Below are 20214 nucleotides of genomic sequence, written 5' to 3'. Positions count from 1 at the left end.
GGTTCCCCATGGGGGAGTTCAGACCCGATTCGGGGAATCCTTGGTCAGGGGTTGAACCTTTCGTACCTGTCATTTGACGGTCATTTGACCGAACCGGGTCTACGGCTTCGGGTATTTCGCACGTGTCGCCGGGACCGCGGGAAGGAACGGAAAACGGCCGAGCACCGGCCGGACACCCCTGAGGGCGGCCGGACCGGTGCTCCGCCGACGGTAGTTGCGAGGAGGCGCCGAGAAGACCGTCAGGGCTTCCGTGCCACTCCGGCATACATGTTGGTCGTGGTGTCGGGCACTTCGTCGCCGGGGGCGGGCCGCCAGGAGGTCATCGGTACGACGCCCGGCTCCACCAGGTCCAGCCCGGCGAACAGCCCCTCCACCTCGGCCCGGTCACGCAGATACATGGGGATGCCCCGCTGCGTGTACTCGCGGGCCAGGGCCTCCGACCCCGGAGCGAGATCGGCCGTGGCGAGGGTCACCGCGAGGTAACTGCCGGGCGCCAACGGCTCCATCAGGGTCTCGATCAGGTTCTGCGCGTCCGCGACGAACTGCAGCATGGCGATGACCGTCAGGGCGACGGGCTCCGCCAGATCCAGGGTCCGGCCGAGGGCGGGATCGGCCAGCAGGGTTTCCGGCGCGTTCATGTCGCTCTGGATGTAGTCGGTCCGGCCCTCGGGCGTGCTGCGCATCAGAGCATCGGCGTGGGCCAGGACGACCGGGTCGTTGTCGACGTAGACGATCCGGGTCTCGGGGGCCACCTGCTGCACGACCTGGTGCAGATTCGGTTCGGTGGGTATCCCGGTGCCGATGTCCAGGAACTGCCGGATCCCGGCTTCCGCCGCCAGCCAGTGCGCCATGCGCCGCATGGCTGCCCGGTTCGCCAGCATGCTCGACCGGAGGCCGGGCCAGGCCGCCAGCGACGCCTCGGCCGCGAGGCGGTCCACTTCGTAGTGGTCCTTGCCACCCAGGATGCAGTCGTACACCCGCGCCGAGTGGGCTCGGCTGCCGACCCGTTCGGCCTGTTGGTTGTTCATCCTCTACCGCCTGATCCGTCTGTCGATTCCTGCCGGTGTCCGCCCCGACGGACACGGTGATCCGCCTCCTGCGCCCTTCGCCTTCAGGTGAGTTGGCCGGAGTCCGTGGACGTGAGGGCTCCAAGTCCCGGGCGTACGTACGAAAATAACCGTCAACGTATCCGTTCGGGGAGCGTAGTGGGTGCAGGTCTTCACGATTCGGGCAGGTCCAGCCACCGCGACGCGCCCGGAGGGATCGTGAACGAGCTGCCGTCCAGGGCGACATGCACGGGAGCCGCGTCCTCGTCCGGCACGGCGATACGCAGACGCTGGGCGCGAAGGCGCAGCTCGACGTTCCAGTGCCGGCGGAAGCGGATACGGACATCGAATTTCGAGAGCTGGGGCAGCGCGGCCGGAGCGAGCCACAAGGTGTCCTCGCGGGTCTCCAGCCCGGTCATGCCCCGCTGCACCAGATCCAGGGTGCCGGCCATGGCCCCCAGATGGATGCCCTCCTCGGTGGTGCCGCCCTGGACATCGGCCACGTCACCGGTGAGGGCCTCCTCGCAGAACGCCCAGGCGTCAGCGGGCCGGAACCGCGCCAGGACCCACGCGTGCACCAGCGAACTCAGCGTGGAGCCGTGGCTGGTGCGCGCCAGGTAGTAGTCGACCGTGCCGCGCCACAGATCGTCGTCCAGGTCGTATCCGAGCTGCTGGAACGTGGTGGCGAGTTCGCCGGGGGAGAAGAGGTAGCCCAGCATCAGCACATCGGCCTGCTTGGACGCCTGGTAGTGGTTGACGCTGTCCCCCTCGGACTCCAGGATCCGGTCCAGGCGCCTGATGTCCCCGTACCTGCGGCGGTAGTCCGCCCAGTCCAGCTCGGCCAGCTCCCCGTAACCGGCGAACTGGCTGATGACGCCGTCGTGATGCGGTACGTACAGATGGCGGGAGACATCCTCCCAGCGAGTCACTTCATCCGCACTCACCTGCAGGCGGTCGAACAACTGCCCCTGCTGGACGGCGGGAAGAGCGCGGCACAGCTCCGTCGTCCGTGCCAGCACCCAGGCCGCGGTCACGTTGGTGTACGTGTTGTCGTCGAGCCCGCCCGCCCCGGCCCCCGGGTAGGCGTCGTGGTACTCGTCCGGGCCGACCACGCCCGTGATCCGGTAGCGGGAGAGCGAGGGGTCCCAGGCCGCGGTGTCGGCCCAGAACCGGGAGATCTCCACGAGCATGTCCGCACCCTTGGTGTACAAGTACTCGGTATCGGCGGTCGCCTGGGCGTACTGCCACACGTTGTAGGCCACGGCCGACCCCACATGGTGCTGCAGCCGTGAACGGTCCGGAAGCCACCGGCCCGAGCGCGGGTTGAGGTGCAGCTCCTGGGTCTCCTCCCGTCCGTCGCCGGCACTCTGCCACGGGTACATCGCGCCCCGGCGGCCGACAGCGCGCGCCGCCCGGCACGCCGCGGGCAGCCGCCGGTGGCGGTAGTCGAGCAACGACCTGGACACCTCCGGGAGATGCAGATTCAGGAAGGGCAGGACGAACAGTTCGTCCCAGAAGACATGGCCCCGGTACGCCTCCCCGTGCAGGCCCCGCGCCGGTACCCCCACATCGAGCTCGACCGTGTGCGGGGACAGGGTCTGCAGAAGATGGAAGAGATGCAGCCGGAGAATGCGGCCCGCCTCACCCGGTACCTCGATCCGGACCTGGCTCCACAGGGCGTCCCAGGCCCGGTGGTGGCCGGCCAGCAGCCTGTCGAAGGCGGGGGCGTCGCGCACGGCTGCGCGGGCCGCGGCCAGGGGGTTGCCGATCGCCGGATCGCGGGAGGTGTAGAGCGCCACTGTCTTCTCGACGACCGCGTCCTCTCCGGGTGCGACCGGCAGGGCCAGCCGCTGCACGGCGGTCCGGGCCGTGAGGGTCGGGCGGGCGGCATCGTGGTCCCCGGCGGGAGAGGCCACCGCAGTCCGCGCGGCCAGCGCCACGCCGATGTCCGAGGTCCTGGTGCGGCACTGCAGCCACAGCAGGTCCGCCCGCTCGGAGCCCGTCGTCCAGCCGGTCAGATGGTGGCTCGCCAGGTCCCGGTACCGTGCCACACCGCTGTTCCGGACATCTCCGTCGAGCCCGGTCTCCACCTCCACCTCGCCGGTCCACCCGTCGACCGTGAACCGGGCGCGCAGCGCGGCCAGATGCGGATCGCCCATGTGAACCAGGCGGCACTCCTCCACTGTCAGCCGTCTGCCCGCGCCGTCCTCGTAGACCGACCGGCGGGTCAGCGTGCCGCCACGCAGATCCAGGTCCTGCCCGTGCTCCACCAACCGGCTGTCATCAGGCGTGAGCCACGGACCCGCTCCGCGGCCGGCGGGCCGGATGCGGTAGCGCAGTGGCAGCCAGTTCGGCAGGTTGACCATGTCCTCGTTGCCGACCTGACGGCCGTCCACCGTGGACGTCAGCCGGTTGTAGCACCCCGCCGCGTACGTCCCCGGGTAGTGCACCCCGGACGCGCCGGATTCCGTCCCGGCTCCCCGGGTGGCGAAGTACCCGTTGCCGAGCGTGCACAGCGCCTCGCGCAGCCGTTCCTCCTCGGGACGGTAGCCCTCGTACGACCAGACCCAGGCGGGCGCCGTCATCGGCGGGCCCCCGGCGGCGCAGACGCACCGGTCCCCGGCACGAGCAGATCGCCGGGGTCCGGCACCACCAGATCCGCCCCGTGCCGACGAAGGTTCTCGGCGCTGTCCGGACCCCCGGTACGGTCCACCCCGACCACCAGGGCGAAGCCGCCCTGCCTGCCCGCCTCCACCCCGGCCAGCGCGTCCTCCACCACCGCTGCCGCGTCCGGGGGACAGCTCAGACGGTCGGCAGCCGCCAGGAACAGCGCGGGGTCCGGCTTTCCCGGCAGCCGCAGCCTGAGGGCCTCGTTGCCGTCCACCACGGCATCGAAGAGGCTCAGCAGGCCGGCCCTCGACAGCAACTCCGTCGCGTGCCGGGACGCGGAAACAGCCGCCACCGCTGTTCCGGCGTCCTGAAGAGCGTGCAGCAGACGCACCGTGCCCTGATAGGTCCTGACCGGGTGGGCACGCAGACCGTTCGTGAAGAGTTCGTCCTTGTGCGCCGCCACTGCCCACACCGACGAGGCGCCCGGAGGATCGTCAGGGTCACCCAGGGGCAGCTCCAGCCCCCTCGACTCCAGGAACGCCACCGCCCCGTCCAGCCGCGACCGGCCGTCGACGTACCGGAGATAGTCCTGACCGGAGTCGAACGGGCGCTGCCCGGCCCGTGCCGAAAGGAGGCTGTCGAATGCCTGCTTCCAGGCCGCCGCGTGCAGCCGGGCGGTATCGGTGATGACTCCGTCGGTATCGAAGACCACGGCGCGCAGGGACCGCAGTCGCGGCATCGGCACCAGTTCGGCGGTCATGTGGACGGGTCCCTTCGTGGGGGCGTCCACTCCATGGCACCACGGCTGTACGGCCGTGGCACGTCGACACCACGGCTCTACGGCCGGGCACGTCGTACAGGGCGTGCACCGCTTCGAACGGGGACCCCGTGCCCGCAACTGAATTGTCGCGGGCGCCCTCCGGGCGAGAGGCTGGAGGCATGCACCCGGCAGAAGACGAAGCCCCACTGACCGGAGGGCGGATCACCGGGACCGGCCCCCCGGTCCGCCTGCCGTGAGGAGCAGACGGACCGGGGCTCCGATCAGGCGGCCCGCAGCCGGTACGCGTACGTGTAGGTGCGCCCCGCGTGCAGCAGGTACTGCGCGAGCGGTGGGGCTCCCCACGAGTCGTTGCCGCCGACTCCCATCTGCCGGTGGTTGACCCCCAGGATCGTCTCGTCGCGCCGCTTCAGTTCGTAGGGATGCTTCGGCCCCTCCAGATCGAACGGCGAGTAGTGCAGAACGCTCGTCTCCAGCATCGGCTCACCCTCGCCCGGATCGGCCTGCACCAGCAGCCCGGTGCCCGCACGGTCCGTCACCGTGAGCCGGCGTACGTCGGTCATGTTGCCGGTCTGTTCGGGCCGGACGTACGCCGCGACCTGCTGATCGACCGTGGAGCGGTAGCGCCCCACGAACGCGCCGGTGTGCCGGTCCCAGTAGTTCTCCTGCGGTCCGCGCCCGTACCAGTCGATCTGCTCGAAGCCTTCGGGAACCGTCAGCAGGGCGCCCACCAGGGGCAGATCGGGCAGTCCGACGGGTGCGTCCAAGGTGTGCCGGACCCGGATCTCGCCGTCGCCGCGCACCGTGAACACGGTGGTCCAGGTGGACGCCGCGGGGGAGGTGGGCAGGGAGCAGCCCACCTCGACGGTGACCACTCCCGGCGACGGACGGCCGGTCTTCACGGATGTCACCTTGCGGTCGGTACCGGCGGACCGCCAGGTCCGCAGCGAGGTCTGGGCGCCGCGGCCGATGTCGTTGTCGGTGGGACCGCGCCAGAAGTTCGGCACGGGGCCGCCGGCCAGGAGCAGTTGCCCCTTCACCCGGTACGACGCGAGCGTTCCGGTGGACTTGTCCAGTACCACCTCCATGTCGCGCCCGCTGATCAGCACGCGCGCGTCGGTCTCGTCGACGGTGAGGGTGGGCAGCGTGTCCGGGGGCGGGTCGGCGGGGGCCGGGGTGTGCCAGTCCAGCGCGAGCTGTTCGGCGGCCACGGTGTGCCCGGCCTCGGCCCAACTGGCCGAGGACTTCAGTACGAAGGACACGTTCAGCCAGTACTCGGCCCCTGGCTCGGGCGATGACGGCTTCCGGTACGGGATGTGTACGATCCCCTCGCTGCCCGGCCGCACGTCCGGCGCGGCGAGTGTGCCGTGCTGCACGCTCCGGCCGTCGCAGGTCACGTCCCACCGCAGCTCGTACGCGCCCAGGGTGCTGAACAGGTGCTTGTTCCGCACCGTGACCGTGCCCGCCGAGAGATCCGCGGCGGCGACCCCGACCGGTTGGTAGACCTTCTTGAGCTCCAGCAGACCGGGGTGCGGGATGCGGTCCGCCGAGACCAGACCGTTGCAGCAGAAGTTGGCGTCCGTCGGGTATCCGGCGTGCCAGTCCCCGCCGTACGACAGGTAGGTGTGCTTGGCGTCGCCCGGCACCGGGAGGCGGATGGCCTGGTCCACCCAGTCCCACACGAACGCCCCGTGCAGATTCGGGTAGCGCTCGAAGACGTCCCAGTACTCCTTGAGATTGCCACTGCTGTTGCCCATGGCGTGCGCGTACTCGCAGAGCATGAACGGCGTCGGGTTGCCCGACTTGCCGTACGCTTCCACGTCCGCCGGTTTCGTGTACATCTCGCTGTGCAGGTCGGCGACCGCGTTCATGCCCTCGTAGTGCACGGGCCGCGAGGTGTCCCTGGCGTGTGCCCAGTCGGCCATGGTCTGGAAGTTGGAACCCTGACCGGCTTCGTTGCCCAGCGACCAGACGACGATGCTCGGGTGGTTCTTGTCGCGTTCGACCATGGAGCGGAGCCGGTCCACACAGGCGTCGGTCCACTCGGGCAACCAGGTCGGCACGATGTCGCGCACCCCGTGCGATTCCAGGTTCGTCTCGCCGATGACGTACAGGCCGTACTCGTCGCACAGCTCCAGCCAGCGCGGATGGTTCGGGTAGTGCGAGGTGCGCACCGCGTTGATGTTGTGCTGCTTCATCAGCCGGATGTCCTCGACCATCCGCGGCTCACGGATCGCCTGGCCGTGGTCGGGGTCGCTCTCGTGGCGGTCGGTGCCACGGAACATGATCGGCTTGCCGTTCACGGTGAACGTGCCCGGTCCGAAGTCGACTTGGCGGAAGCCGGTACGGACCCGCTGGATGTCGACAGCCTTTCCCGAACCGTCGGTGAGTGTGACGATCAGGGTGTACAGGTTCGGGTCCTCGGCCGACCACAGTGCGGGCGCCTCGACGTCGGCCTTCAGCACCACTTCCGCGTCCCCGGATCCCAGCGGGACGTCCCCGGCGAGCGGCCGGCCCACGCGGCGCCCCCGGCCGTCGTGGAGCACCGCCTCGATCCGGTGGCCGGTGGCCTCGGCGGTGCCCCGGTTGCGCACCGTCGCGGTGACCGTGAGGACCGCGTCACGGTAGGAATCGTCCAGCGCGGTCCTCACGAACAGGTCCTGCACATGGACGGTCGGGATCGCGTAGACGTACACGTCGCGGAAGATCCCGGACAGGTCGATCATGTCCTGGTCTTCCAGCCAACTGCCGTCGGACCAGCGGTACACCTCGACGGCGAGGGTGTTGGCGCCCGGCCGTACATGGTCGGTGATGTCGAACTCGGCGGGGGTGTAGCTGTCCTCGCTGTAGCCGACCTTCTCGCCGTTGACCCAGAGGAAGAACGCCGACTTCACGCCTTGGAACGAGATCAGGGTGCGCCGCCCCGACCAGTCGCGGGGGACGGTGAAGCTACGGCGGTAGGAGCCCACCGGGTTGAAGTCGTGCGGGACGTTGGGGGGTACGGGGATTTCGTAGCCGGTCCACGGATAGCGGATGTTGAGGTAGATCGGCTCCGGGTAGCCCTCGATCTCCCAGTTGGACGGTACGGGTATGTGGTCCCAACTGCTGTCGTCGTAGCCGGGCGCTTCGAAGCCGGTCGGCCGGGCGTCCGGGTTCTTGGACCAATGGAAGCGCCAACTCCCGTTCAGCGAGCGGAAGTAGGGGGACTTCTCCATGTCTCCGCGCAGCGCGTCGGAGGCACTCGCGTACGGCACGAGCCGGGCTCGCGCAGCCTCTCTGTTGATCTGGAAGACACGCGGCTGCCCGTCCCATACGGCACTGTCCGCAGTACCGGCCGTCGCGGAACTGCCCACTGTGGAACTGGTCGCTGTGGAACTGGTCGAGGCGAAGGCCTGCTTCTGTGCCGCGAAGACGGACCAGCCCGCGAGGGCTGCACCGGTCGACAGAACGGATCGGCGGCTCGGACGGTTTGGGCTCATGCGGCGACTCCGAACGGAAGGCAACAAGAACCACCAGCATCAGACGGAAGCACTCAACGCACAAGACTTCGAACCGTACGGATGGCATCACGGCCCGTGTCCGCCTGGCGGGTGGCGGGCGCCGCCCGTGGCCGCGCGGCGCCACCGGCGCGCCGCACGAGAGCAGTCAGACCGCCACCTTGCCGGCGTCGGACCCGGCACTTCGAGCCGGGCGGGCGGACGCTCGACGGCTGCGCAGGAGCAGCGTGTCCAGGGCCCAGACGCCGGGACCGGCGACGGCGATCAGCAGGAAGGTCCAGCAGAACATCACGGACGGCTCACCCCCGTTCTGGATCGGGAGGAGCGCCTTGTGCTGATGGATGGTGAAGTACGCATAGGCCATGGAGCCCGAGCACAGCAGGGCCGCCGGGCGCGTGGCCAGGCCCAGGACGACGAAGGCGCCGCCGGCGAGCTGGATGAGGGCGGCCCACCATCCGGGCCACGTTCCCACCGGGGTGGCAGCGCCGGTGCCCGGAGTTCCGCCGAGAATGCCGAAGACGGTCGCCGTGCCGTGGCACACGAACAGCGCCCCGACGATGACACGGAAGAGGGACAGGGTGCGTGGCCAGAGCTTCTCCTGCATGACGTCGAGCCTCCGTCAACTGGTGGATTCGTGAGGCGGGTTCCCGGGCAGATGGGCCCGGCCGGTCCCGGGCGGACCGGACGCGAGCAGCCCGAGGAAGCGCTGATGTGCGCGCCGGGCCACCCCTTGGGCGCGAGCCGAAAGGAAGGAAGTGGCCAGGGGGTGAAGGGAGTTCGCGCGAGCGTACCTGCGAGGGGAGCCCCTGGACGGGTGGTTCAGGGGCTCCCCTCGCGCGTGGGAGCGGATGTGCGGTGGTGAGGTGCTGCGTCAGCCGACGTTCACGTCGATGCAGGTGTAGAACGCGTTGGCCGTGTCCGCGATGTTCCACACGGCCAGGACCTTCTGCTTGCCCTTGAGGCCGCCGAAGTTCACCGAGTGGGTGACGGTCGCACCGGGCTGCGCGCCGTGGTCGTCGAATTCGGCGATCTTCCGCCCACCGGCGAAGTACTGCCACGTGCTGGTCGCGTGCCGGGCGGTCAGCGTCCACTTGAACTGCGTGGTGCTGGCGACGGGGGTGACCTTCCAGCCCTTGGCGTCGTTGTCGAGCTCCGAGAACCGCGCGTTGCCACCGCTGCAGCTCTGGAGGCCCTTGGGTCCTTCGACGCTCTGCGGCTCATAGGTGATGGCGCCGCAACTGACCGTGCCTGCCGCGCACTGTGCCTGCCTGCTGGGAGGCGATGAGACATATCCGTGAGCACTCGCGGAACTCGCGGGGAGGCTCAGTGCGAGTACCGGCGCGAGAACGGCGCCGATGGCAGCAGCTGTCTTCCTTTTCGCATGCATGAGAACTCCTTCACATCAAGTCTTCCTGCACGCAAGGCCCGTGGGGGGACACAACTGCGGCAGGCTGGCCTCTCGTGTGGGCGAGAGACGCGAAGGGCGGCGGTGCGAACTCCGCCTGAACCTGGGTGTGTCCCGGGCCGGGCGGAGTGGAGCTTCAGTGGTCTCTACCACCTTGGACTAGACCATACAGGCCGACGTGTTCGCGTCAAGGGGATCCGTCCGTCCGACCCGTCGCGCACGAACGGGCCGGCACCCGGAGTGATTGAGCCATCCGTGCTCAATCGCGCCTGGATGCCGGCCCGTTGTGGGAGTCCACGAGGCCCCGATCGGCGTTCAGCCGGTGACCGGCCACTCCAGCGGGTCGCTGGAGAAGCCCTGGCTGAGTTCGACCGCGGCGGCCTTCTGCCCCTCGGGGATGAGGAACGCGGTGCAGATCTTCTCCGACTGCCCCGGGCTCAGCTTCTTCCCGGTGTCGGGGGCGGGACAGTTCGGCCACTCGGCCTCACCCATGACGACGACGAGTGCCCTGGTGCGCACGCCCATGTCCGTCCTGACGACCAGGTCCTCGTCCATGTCGCCGACTTCCATGGCCTTTCCGCTCTGGTGGGTGAGGGTGGCCCATACGTACACCGGGACTTCCGGCCTCTTTTCCTTGCTCGTGTCCAGACCGGATTTGTCCATGTCGGCCTTGGTCCCGGTCTGCGCCTTCGTGGGGGTAACCGTGAACTTGCTGCCCTTCGAGCTCTGCATGGTGCTTTCCTGCGGCGGGCTGGCTTCGCCCAGCCGGTAGGCCTTCTTGTGGCCCGCCGAGTCGGAACTGCGCTTGTCCTTCCCGGAATCCGAGTTGTTGCAGCCGGTCAGCGCCACCGCGAGTGCCAGAGCACCCGCCGCCGCCGGAACAGCACGCGTCCATGTGCGCATATCCATATCGCATGTCCCCGTAAAAACGTTTCCGTTGCCCGGCCGGGCGGCGCAACCCGCACGGCCGCCGTGCTTGAGCACACGATCCTGCCAGAGTGCAATCGGCCGATGGTGGGGAGGGGTTGTCATGGACGACGCTCAGCGGGTCGGAAGCCCCGGCGCCGGGAACCCGTAATCGGTCCAGCCCTCGACGACCCGCTTCTGCATCTCGTCGGGGAACGAATGCCGGAACGACGCGGTGACGCCCCTGGTGACACCGTCGAACTGTTCGGGGAGCAGGCAGCTCAGCACGGACTTGCCGCCCCGTCCGCTGTGCACCTCGTCGGGAGTGAGGTACGGGACCATGGGGATGCCCGGTGCCTGCGGGTAGACGTACTCGCCGGTGCCGGGGTGGTACCGGGTGGCCATGGCCCACACCACCTGGTCGATGTCGGTGATGTCTATGTCGTCGGCCACCAGAAGGACCTTGGGCACCAGCCACCCGGTGTGCGAGTTGAAGAGGACATCGGCCACGGCGTCGGCCAGTTCCCGTTCGGTCATGCGCATCGCCGCCAGCCGCCGGATGTCGACGGACACGACGATCCAACAGGTCGCGGCTTCGTAGGAACACCAGGCCAGGTCGACCGGCAGCCCGCTGGAGCGCAGCAGATCGAGACTGGCAGCCGAGATCATCGTGCCCCAGATGGTGTGGTTCTCCTCCGGCGGGAGGCCCGCCACGCAGACCGGCAGGATGGGATCGTCGCGGTAAGTCACCGTCTCGACGTGAAAGACGGGCTGTGGCTTGCTCTCCGCGAAGGAGTATCCGTGGTACTCGCCCATCGGACCTTCGGGAGCGGTCCCGTCGGGGCTGATGTATCCCTCCAGCACGATCTCGGAGTTGGCCGGAACGTACAGGTCGTGCATCTCGGTGCGGACCACCTCGACGGGGGTGCCGGTCAGCGCGCCGACATAGCCGTCCTCGTTCACCTCGGCGGGCAGCGGCATCCCCGCCGCGGCCAGCGCTGCCGGCGGGGCGCCGAGCACCATGGCCCACGGCGTGGGCTCACCCCTCTCGCGCCACATCCGGTGAATCCTGCCGAGGTGCTGCTGCGGCATCGCGGGGCCGACCAGGGTGGTGCGCCCGTGCAGCATGGTGCGGCTCACCGACCAGCTCGTCCACTGCCCGTCGGGGGAGCGCACCACATGGAAGCCGTACGTCCCGAAGTACCGGCCGCCGTCCTCGGCGTGCAGCAACGGCACGGGGAACCGTTCCAGGTCGACCTCGTCGCCGGTCAGCACGTTCTCCTTGCAGGGACCGGTCTCCACCACCCGCGGGGCGACGGGATCGGCGTGCATGGCGGAGATGAGCTTCTCCAGCAGTGCGCGCGGTGTGGCCTTACGCTCCAGGCCGAAGTGCGCCGCGAGCCGGCCGTACGTCCCTCCACCGGGACCGCTGAGGCCGGCAGGCGCCCCGAGGATCCGGAACCCGGCGGCGCCTTCGGTGAGGTTGCCGAACAGCGGGGCGGGGCTTCGGGTCTCGTAGACGCGCCGGGTGACAGCGCCGACTTCGAGTGTGGGGCTGACCGGAGCGCTGACGGCGACCGCGTCGCCGGAGGCAAGCAACTCCGCGACGAAGTCACGGAAGTTGAGCGCGCTGCCGCGTTGTGTCATGACAGGACCTTTCTTTCGGTAAGGGGTGTGAAGGGGCCGTGCGACGCACGCGGCGCCGCGTGCGGCCGGGGGAAGGGATCAGGGGGCGTCTGAGGTCCGCGCCGGCGGAACCGGGTCACGGCGCGCGGTCGCCTTGATGCCGTGCCACCGCCGGGCCGTGGGCAGGTCGAGGCCGAACTGGTCGAGGATGCGCGCGACGGTGTGATCGATGAGATCGGCGATGCTGGAAGGCTGGTTGTAGAACGCGGGGACCGGTGGCATCACGGTGGCGCCCATCCGCGTGAGTTCCAGCATGTTCTCCAGGTGCACGGACGACAACGGGGTCTCCCGGGCCACCAGGACGAGTTGACGCCGCTCCTTGAGCATCACGTCCGCCGCCCGGCCGATCAGGCCCTCTCCGTAACCGGTGCGAATGGAGGCCAGCGTCTTCATGCTGCACGGCACGACCACCATGCCGTCGGTCCGGAACGATCCGCTGGAAATCGAGGCTCCCTGGTCTTCTGGGCTGTGATGCACCGACGCCAGAGCTTCCACGTCCCGCAGCGAGTGCCCGGTCTCCTGCGCGAGCGTGACCCGCGCCCAGCGGCTGACGATCAGGTGGGTCTCCACGTCGAGTTCTCCCAGGGCTTCGAGCAGGCGCACCCCGATGGGCGCGCCGGTGGCCCCTGTCATTGCGACGACGAGTCTCACGCCGTCACCTTCCTCTCGGTTTCGTCACGAACAGTTATTACGTACACGTCCTATTTGATGCACGGTATAGTACGTGTACGTCCTAATCAATTCGGGGGAACGGCGGCGAGTGATGTCACAGGAGAGAGCGGACTCCGAGGCCGGAGTTCTGACTGCCGCGATTGCCGGGCTCGGCCCCCTGGCGCGTCAGCTGAACCAGGCGCATACGAGGCTCTGGTACGAGCAGGTGCACCAGGACCTGACGGGGCCCCAGTTCACCGTCCTGAGCCTGCTGCGTACCCGCGGTGACATGGACCAGGGCACGCTCGCCGCGCTGGCTCATCTGGACAAGTCGACCGCGGCGCCGCTCCTTGACCGACTGCGCCGACGGGGTCTGGTGGAGATCGGCAGGGACGAGAGCGACAGGAGGCGCAAGCTCGTACGCATCACCGGAACCGGCCGGGAGCTGGCCGTCCGTCTCGCTCCCGCGGTCGCCGAGGTGAACGAGCAGTTGCTGGCGCCGTTCACCGCCGAGGAACGCGACCAGTTCCTGAGCTTGCTGCGACGGGCGGTTCAGCGTTCGGAGCGGTAACGCCCCCCCCCGACGCCTCCCGGTGCGTCCGGGAGGCTGTGCGCGCCTTCGTGCCGCCGGCGTCCTGGACGCTTCCGTTCGCACCGCACCGGCGGCGTGTTTCTTGATCTGTGTCGGCAGTCACTGCCGGGCGCAGCTGACCGCTCGTCTGCGCCGATCGGTCCGAACCGGTCTGTCAGCGCGGCTGGTGGTACGCCCGGGGGGTGTCGGCCCGGTGGGTGGGACGCGCCGTGCGCCGAAGTGGTGGGCCCTGCCGGATCGAGCACGCTGACCCGGGCGGCAGCCCGAGTCCGTACCCCACAGGCAGGAACGATTCACCCGGCGCCTGGCGCGGGCTCCCCCTACGCCGTGGCTGCCTTGTCGCTGTCCGCGGTCCCGGCGCCGGTGGGTGCGGCCTGGTAGTACACGTTCCGGCCCTGCTTGGAGCGCTCGATGAGACCGCGTGCGACGCCCTGCTCCAGCGTGTTGCGCACGACGGTCACCTGAATACCTCGCTGGGGGTGTGCCTCGGCCACCCCGGCGGCGATCTCGGTGGAGGACTTGGGCTCGTTCTGCCCGGCGAGGTACGTGTTGATCAGCTCGATCCACGTCGGCTGGTTCGCACCCTGTGCGGGGGCAGCCTTCTTGGCGCGGGCCGCCCCGCGGCGTGCGGGTTCCGCTGCGGTCTTCGACGAGCGCCCCGCCTTCTTGCCCGCGTCCTTGCTCTTGGGGCTGCGCGCTCCGGGCACCTTGGCCGACTTCTTGCCGGCGGCAGTCACCGTCCCGGCAGAGGTCTCAAGGAGGTTCTGCATCTTCACGAGAACCTGTCCGCTGTCCTCCAGCTGAACCAATTCCTCCTGAAGCCGGGACAGTTCCGCCCGGACGCGGTCCTGCTCGCTCTGATTGGCTGCCAGATCACTGGCAACCTTCTGTGTGTACTCAGCCTTCACACCGGAGGCAGTGTTGACCGTAGACATGAGGTCCTCGTCTTTCGCTGTGTGTCGAATGGGTGTGGTGGGGATGCTACTCACACCATCGAAGACAATTCTTCAGCGGTACCCGATTGAATGCGGGCGGGACCATTTCTGTTCGATCACGTTGCACGAGTATTCAAAGTCTTACCTGCCGTGCCACGAGGTTGCAGGTGGTCGGGCAGGGACCCGGCGGGTACGGCTCCAGGTGCTGGTCCCGGTGGGCGGCGCCGTCCGTGTGACGACGGGGAACGCCACCTCGAAATCCGGAGCAACCAAGTTCGAGTCGTATTTCGACCGTGGCGGCTGCGGCAGCTTCGGATCGTCCGAACAGACATGGTGTGGGTTGCCCGGGAGGTGCACACGCCACACCCGCTGCAACTCGCGCGCCACTTACGCGATCACCCTCGTCGTCCGCGGGCATAACCGTGTGGGCCGCTGCTGGTATGTCTCGGAGCGCTGTTCGCCCGACGGGACCGGCGTCACCACTCGCCGTCCGCCGGGCGCAAGTCCAGCAGCGCGCTCAGCGGACGGTATGTGACGGTCACGGCGTCCGTCCTGCTCTGGTGGAGGACCCGACAACTCCCTGACGTCCGGCAGGAGAACCCGCCAGGTCAGGTCTCCTCGGTCAGCCCTGCGTACGCCTGGAGTGCGTGTGGGCGGCGTATGTCGGTGTCGACACGCAGTGCGGCGTAGGCGGTGGGAGGGCCCGGCAGGCGCGGTACGGAGTGCAGGGTCAGGTGGTCTCCCGGGGCGACGAGTGAGTCCAGGACCGCTTCGGCGAGGTGGTGGTTCAGCTGGACCAGCACGTCGGCGACCGTCAGCCCCGCCGTGGCGACGTAGAGGTCGCGGTGCACGGAACGGCGCTCGGGGCGCTTCGGGCCGCGATTCTGCGTCTCGTGGGTCGGATCCGTGCCGTCCACCGTGTCCGGCCCGGGGACCTCGACGGTCATCGGGGACCACATGGCCAGGGGGCGCGGCCCGTTGAACGTCTTGAGCAGTCTGCGCAGTGCTGCCGTGTCCCCGTCGACGGCCGGGCCGGTCCAGGCCGCTGATCCGTCGGCGGCGATGTGGGCGAACGAGAACCGCTCCTGAAGGTTGTCCGGGCGACCCGCGAGGTAGATGGTTCGGGTGAAGGAGCGTCGCCAGCGTTCTGCCTGCTCGGACGGCAGGGACAGGGCGAATCGGCAGGTCTCGCGTACCCAGTCGTCGAGCCGGAATCGGTTGATGACCGCCACGACGCTCGCCTCGTCGCGGTGCTCGGCAGCGCTGCGGTCCGCGATCTGCTTCTTCGCGGCCTGCAGACACTCCGGGCTCGACAGGTCCAGATCCGCCAGGTCGGGGCGCACGTCCCGGAGCCGCCGAGCGGCTGTGGACAGGAGCAGTTCGGGTGTGAGAGTCATACGAACACCCCGGAGAGCAGGGTGTGGTCGGGTGCCTGGCGCCCCTTGCCGAGGAGGGACGACGTCAGCCGGTAGGGGTCGACGTAGGTGTGGTCCCCCCGGTGCCGCCGCAGTGTGTCGCGGTTGTCCTCCGCGTCGCCCCCGGTGGTGGCCCGGTCGAGGAGTTGTTCGGCCCGTCTGAGACTTTTCATCAGCAAGTCCTTCCGGAACGACTGCTGTTGGCCCGGTCCGAGCACGGCGACGAAGTACAGTCGCATGCCGAGCCGGAGCACCGACGGGTCGCAGTCCGGACCGGTCGAGCGGAGGAGGGCGCCCACGGTGTGGTCGTGCCAGCCACCGTGCCGTGCGGAGGTGACGCGCCCGTCGATGGGCACCCGGCCGATCTGGATCCGGTGCACCGATGCCCCGGTGGCGGCCAGTACGCGTTCCAGCAACTGGTAGTCCGGATCGAGTTCCCGGTCGTACAGGAGAACCACCTCGTCGTGGTCGGCGGCGAGCGGCAGCAATTCCCGCAGGGCGCAGGCGAGATAGTTCGGACGCCCGTCCGCGGCGATGATCTGGCGCAGCGGCAGGCCGTACCGGGTCGCGTCGAGATACACGGGCCCGCCGCTGTCCCGCTGGTCCAGCCCCATGTCGAGGGAGGCCAGTTGCTTCAGCATGTCCTCCGTTCCGAGCCCGGGAGGCTGATGCCTCGTCAGGCCCGGGTCGTGCATGCCCAGCCGGGCGTAATGGTCTGCCCAGAGGCTCAGTACGCGGGCGCCGGCGGCGTGCACCCAGCCGTTCATCTCGACGGCTTCGGCGTACGGACGCAGGGCATCGGCGCCGGGGCGGGTCGTCTCGCCCCGGTACTGCACGTAGAACTCGCCGATCTCCTCCTCCGAGAGTGCGGAGTAGTCGATGTCACCCCGGGTCCGGTCGAGGTACTCCCAGAATCCGAGGGTCTGTTCGGTGGGATGGTAGGTGGTGTGGCTGTACCGGTAGGTCACATCTGCCAGGTGTGCGGTGGCCCGGAACATCACGTCCGTCCACAGCAGCCCCTTGAGGTGACTGGGCGTCAATGGCTTGGAGGGCGTGACGGTGATGGGGGCGAGCAGGACACGGTGACGGCTGAGCACGGTTCACGCCTCCGCAGCCGGGGCGGTGGGGTGCGGCAGCGCCCGTCGGACCGGTGGGGGCGGCCCGTCGGCCCCGGAGGGCGCCGACGCCGTGGCTGGCCCGGTCGGGCTGGTTCGCCCAACGGCCGAGGCGGCGGTCATCGCCGCTGTCCGTGCACGAGGAACACCCTGCTCACATCCTTGACCTGCCGTTCGGGGACGGGGTCGGGCCAGCGTCCGAAGTCGGCCCCGGGCTCGCCCGGCTGGACGGCGCAGGTGTCGAATCCGTAGCCGTCGAACAGCGCTTCCGGCTCGTCGCTGCCGAACACCCAAGGACAGCCCCAGCCGTCGAACACGTCCAGCAGTCCGCGCATGTCGGGAAGGGTGAGGGCCGCGGTGTTGACAAGATCCGCGGCGATGCGGCTCCCGGGGGCCATGAGCGCGGCGACGCGCTGGAGGAGGCGCCGTGTGTCGCGTTCGGGGATGTAGTAGAGCAGGCCTTCGAGGAGCCAGGTGGACGGCAGAGCCGGGTCGTAACCGGCCGCGAGAAGCTGATCCTCCCAGTCGTCCGCCGTGAGGTCGACCGCGACGGTGGTGTGGGTGACCTGCGGGACCGCGCCCCGCAGCCGGCCGGCCTTGAACTCCAGTACGGCGGGACGGTCGACCTCGAAGTAGCGGATGTGACCGGGCCACGCGAGCCGGTGGGCCCGGGAGTCCATACCGGCGGGGGCCAGCACGATCTGGGTCATGCCCGGTTCCGCGGCTGCCCGCTGGAGGTAGTCGTCGAAGAACCGGGTCCTGATCGCGTTGTAGTCGGGGGTACTGGGCAGATCCCCCGGCCGGTCCGCCGGGAAGGTCGCCCTGCGTACCTCCGCCAGCAGCTCGGGGCCCGTCTCGCCCACCAGCCGGGCGGCGTACGGGTCGTCGTAGAGCCGGTCGTCCCGCGCCGTCTCGGCGGCCCGCAGTGCGGCGGTGAGCAGGGCGGTCTTCTCGACCGGATTCAGAGTGTCCGTCATGCCTGCTGTCCTCGCTCGTCGTGTCCCCGCCCGGCGGGCCGTGTCGTGGTGTCGGTGCCCGTCAGCTGCTGCCACTGGGCGTCGCTCTGCCGGAACAGGCGGTCCTTGACCTGTGTGGGACGGATGCCCCGGCCGACCGAGGTGTGCCAGTCACGGGCGAAGGAATCGGAGTCCAGCAGCCGCAGCCGTGCGGGTGCGAGTGCGGCGTCCGACCGTGCCCGCGCGTATCCGGCGGATTCCGCCGACAGGGCGGAGTCGACCAGAGAGGTGAACCGCTCGGTCTCGGCCGCGTCCCAGGGAGTCTCGGGAGCGACGGCGAACACATACCGCGCAGCCGCGGTACCCGGCCGTGCCTGCACGGCCGCGGCGGCGTCGCGGGGATCCTGCTCCACCCGGCATGCCGCATTCCGCAGGGGCAGCCCCGTACTCGACGACGCGGCCTGCAGGGCCCGGATCACCTGTGCCTCACGCAGCCGCTCGCCCACCGCGTCGGACCGCGTCCCGCGCCCCGCGTACTCCACACGGGGGACGCCGCGGACACGGTCCACGACGCGTACGACATCGCCGCCCGCGTAGCGGTAGAGCCCGCCGACGTGGCTGAAGAGCACGTGGTAGTCGCGGCCTTCCTGGAGTTCGTGCGGCAGCAGTGTCTCGGCGTCGGGGCCGAGGTCGGCCTCGGCATCCACGAACTCGTAGACGGACGCGGACAGGACGAGGCTGCCCGCTGAGCCGTTCCGGTCCAACGGCACGCCGACCGGACCCTCGGAAGCGGCCACCGGGGCGGGCAGCGCGGAAACACCGGTACCGAACTGCTCGCGCAGAGCCGGCAGATAGAGCGAGGCCACCCCGGTGGTCCAGCAGAACAGCGCACGCACACGGGGCCACACGTGGGCCGGCCGGACCACACCGAAGTACTCGGCGAGACGTTCGAGTTCGGCGGCGCGCTCCGGATCCGGGGAGCCGTGCGGCGCCCCGCCCACGGTGCCGTCGCGTACCTCCTTCACGATCCGCGGCCACCACAGGTTCAACTGGTGCGGAACAGCAGCGATCATCGCCGGGTTGATACCGATGAGACCCCGCAGATCGCTCTGGACCGCAAGCCGCAGGCGCAGATACATCTTCTGCACATGGTCGTCGGGAGCGACGTCCACCGGCAGGGTCGCCCACGGCGCCGCCGTGCCCAGCTCGGCCGAGAGCGGTTCGCCGAACCGGGTGCCGAGATCTACCTGGCTCGCGCCGACGTGCGGGTGCCCGCTGACGGTGGTGGTCGGCGCGCTCAGCGGGTCGTGCTTGAGGTTGAGTACGGCGTCCGGCCGACGCATCACGTCCGGGTAGTGCTCTATCAGCGGCGCCCACGCCGCGTAGTAGAAGGGGAAGAACGTCGTCTGCATGAACCGTCGGGTGACCGGGATCTTCTTGTGTGCGCCCGTGGTGCCGCTGCTGGTGAAGTACACGACCGGAGCATCAGCGCTCAGCAGGTTCTCCTCCCCGGCGGCCATGCGCTCGATCAGCGGGCCGTGCGCGGCGTAGTCCTGCACGGGGACGGCCTTGCGGTAGTCGTCGATCGTGCGGATGTTCCGGAAGCCGTGTTGCCTGCCGAACTCGGTGTCCGCGTTGAATTCGAGAAGATCGGCGAGGACCCGCTGCTGCATGCCGCGCATGTCGGTGTGTTCCGCGGCGAGCCGGCTGCGCTCGGCGAACACCCGGCGGCGGTACCGGTCGGCGTGGTCCGGGGAGGCCCAGCCCTGGAGGGCGTTCATGCGGCAAGCACCTCCCGCACGGCGTCGGCGGTCCCGGCCGCGTCCGGCTGTTCCCCGATCATGGTGACCGGTAGCCCCCGTATCTCCTCCAGCATCAGTTTGCGGAGGTCCGTCTGGTAGTTCTCGAAGGCGAACCACTCGGGGCTCTCGCCGTAGTGCTCCAGAGAGTTGAGACGCCGTCCGCCGTCCGAGCGGCGCCAGGCGGACTCCGGGGAAACGTCCAGATAGATCACGGCGCTCGGTCGGGGGAAGGCACGCCACCAGCCGTACAGGGGGTGGTCCTTGAGGCCGGCCAGCCGGCACTTCGCGAGGATCTTGTAGTAGTAGGAGTCCACCAGCAGCGGTGTGCCGGGATCCGCGCGCTCCACCTGGTCCCGCAGGTGCACGACCGCTGTCTGCAGCAGACTTGCGAGGAACTCGGCCGAGTAGGCCTTTCCGAGTTCCGGCAGGACGTCCTCGACCACATTGCGGCGCAGCCGGGCGATCAACTGGTGTTCGGCACCGACGCGTTCACTGTCGGTCGACAGCGTCTGCCAGCCAGGCAGGGCGGCCGAGAGTTCCGCCATGACGGAGGACTTCCCGGCATAGTCGGGCCCCAGCAGTACAACGAGTTGACGGTCCATCATGACACTCCCTCGATTTCCGCGCGCTCGGTCGGTGACCCGCTGGACAACCGGGCACGACCAGGTGAAACCCGCGCCACCACTGAAGCCGATGGCAATCGCGTCCGCCTTGAGTGCGTCCTGCACGTTCGTCGGACAGTGGAGATCAATCGTCTCGGGCCGTGCTGGAGAGAGCCTGGTGCGGCTGCAACGATTTCGGGACTCGGCTGCCCAAGTGA

General features: G+C 69.3%; 16 protein-coding genes. 1 reads left to right on the top strand and 15 read right to left on the bottom strand.

Annotated features, from left to right (window positions below; genetic code table 11):
• Positions 1–239: 239 nt before the first annotated feature.
• From NBY69_RS15480 to NBY69_RS15440, 9 genes are all read right to left on the bottom strand, one after another.
• Positions 240–1028, bottom strand: coding sequence for an SAM-dependent methyltransferase (locus tag NBY69_RS15480; RefSeq protein WP_250301480.1), 789 nt, complete (start codon positions 1026–1028; stop codon positions 240–242).
• Positions 1029–1219: 191 nt separating this feature from the next.
• Complete coding sequence (locus tag NBY69_RS15475; RefSeq protein ID WP_250301479.1) at positions 1220–3631, bottom strand: glycoside hydrolase family 65 protein; 2412 nt, start codon at positions 3629–3631, stop codon at positions 1220–1222.
• Positions 3628–4416, bottom strand: coding sequence for an HAD family phosphatase (locus NBY69_RS15470; RefSeq protein WP_250301478.1), 789 nt, complete (start codon positions 4414–4416; stop codon positions 3628–3630). Before NBY69_RS15470 ends, NBY69_RS15475 begins: the two co-directional genes overlap by 4 nt.
• 281 nt (positions 4417–4697) lie before the next feature.
• Positions 4698–7913 carry a glycoside hydrolase family 2 TIM barrel-domain containing protein gene (locus NBY69_RS15465; RefSeq protein WP_250301477.1) on the bottom strand — a complete coding sequence of 1072 codons (3216 nt, stop codon included), beginning with the start codon at positions 7911–7913 and terminating at the stop codon, positions 4698–4700.
• 166 nt (positions 7914–8079) lie between these two features.
• Positions 8080–8535 carry a DoxX family protein gene (locus NBY69_RS15460; RefSeq protein WP_250301476.1) on the bottom strand — a complete coding sequence of 152 codons (456 nt, stop codon included), beginning with the start codon at positions 8533–8535 and terminating at the stop codon, positions 8080–8082.
• A 267-nt stretch (positions 8536–8802) separates the two neighbouring features.
• Positions 8803–9318, bottom strand: coding sequence for a lytic polysaccharide monooxygenase auxiliary activity family 9 protein (locus NBY69_RS15455; RefSeq protein ID WP_250301475.1), 516 nt, complete (start codon positions 9316–9318; stop codon positions 8803–8805).
• A 333-nt stretch (positions 9319–9651) separates the two neighbouring features.
• Positions 9652–10239: a hypothetical protein gene (locus tag NBY69_RS15450; RefSeq protein WP_250301474.1), complete on the bottom strand. Its 588-nt coding sequence runs from the start codon at positions 10237–10239 to the stop codon at positions 9652–9654.
• Between the two features lie 138 nt (positions 10240–10377).
• Positions 10378–11889: a UbiD family decarboxylase gene (locus NBY69_RS15445; RefSeq protein WP_250301473.1), complete on the bottom strand. Its 1512-nt coding sequence runs from the start codon at positions 11887–11889 to the stop codon at positions 10378–10380.
• A 78-nt stretch (positions 11890–11967) separates the two neighbouring features.
• Positions 11968–12579, bottom strand: a complete 612-nt coding sequence (locus NBY69_RS15440) for a UbiX family flavin prenyltransferase (protein ID WP_266645354.1) — start codon at positions 12577–12579, stop codon at positions 11968–11970.
• 112 nt (positions 12580–12691) lie between these two features.
• On the opposite strand from NBY69_RS15440, the gene NBY69_RS15435 reads away from it, so the two are divergent.
• Complete coding sequence (locus NBY69_RS15435) at positions 12692–13150, top strand: MarR family winged helix-turn-helix transcriptional regulator (RefSeq protein ID WP_250301472.1); 459 nt, start codon at positions 12692–12694, stop codon at positions 13148–13150.
• A 341-nt stretch (positions 13151–13491) separates the two neighbouring features.
• Here NBY69_RS15435 and NBY69_RS15430 read toward each other — a convergent pair whose 3' ends face one another.
• The 6 genes from NBY69_RS15430 to NBY69_RS15405 form a co-directional block, all read right to left on the bottom strand.
• Positions 13492–14079 (bottom strand): hypothetical protein, encoded by a 588-nt coding sequence (locus NBY69_RS15430; RefSeq protein WP_250301471.1) that lies wholly within the window; start codon positions 14077–14079, stop codon positions 13492–13494.
• 635 nt (positions 14080–14714) lie between these two features.
• Entirely contained in the window at positions 14715–15503 is a 789-nt protein-coding gene (locus NBY69_RS15425) for a DUF6182 family protein (protein ID WP_250301470.1), read from the bottom strand.
• The gene (locus tag NBY69_RS15420) at positions 15500–16618 is read right to left on the bottom strand and encodes a hypothetical protein (RefSeq protein ID WP_250301469.1); all 1119 of its coding nucleotides are present in this window, start codon (positions 16616–16618) and stop codon (positions 15500–15502) included. The genes NBY69_RS15425 and NBY69_RS15420 overlap by 4 nt, the downstream gene beginning before the upstream one ends.
• A 137-nt stretch (positions 16619–16755) precedes the next feature.
• Positions 16756–17613, bottom strand: coding sequence for an SAM-dependent methyltransferase (locus NBY69_RS15415; protein ID WP_250301468.1), 858 nt, complete (start codon positions 17611–17613; stop codon positions 16756–16758).
• Positions 17610–19373: a GH3 auxin-responsive promoter family protein gene (locus NBY69_RS15410; RefSeq protein WP_250301467.1), complete on the bottom strand. Its 1764-nt coding sequence runs from the start codon at positions 19371–19373 to the stop codon at positions 17610–17612. Before NBY69_RS15410 ends, NBY69_RS15415 begins: the two co-directional genes overlap by 4 nt.
• Positions 19370–19996 (bottom strand): hypothetical protein, encoded by a 627-nt coding sequence (locus NBY69_RS15405; RefSeq protein ID WP_308409486.1) that lies wholly within the window; start codon positions 19994–19996, stop codon positions 19370–19372. Before NBY69_RS15405 ends, NBY69_RS15410 begins: the two co-directional genes overlap by 4 nt.
• Positions 19997–20214: the final 218 nt, after the last annotated feature.

Source organism: Streptomyces sp. A 4/2 (genome assembly GCF_940670765.1).
Lineage (GTDB): Bacteria > Actinomycetota > Actinomycetes > Streptomycetales > Streptomycetaceae > Streptomyces.
Note: the sequence above shows the minus strand (reverse complement) of the source record. Positions and strands in the feature narration are given on the sequence as shown.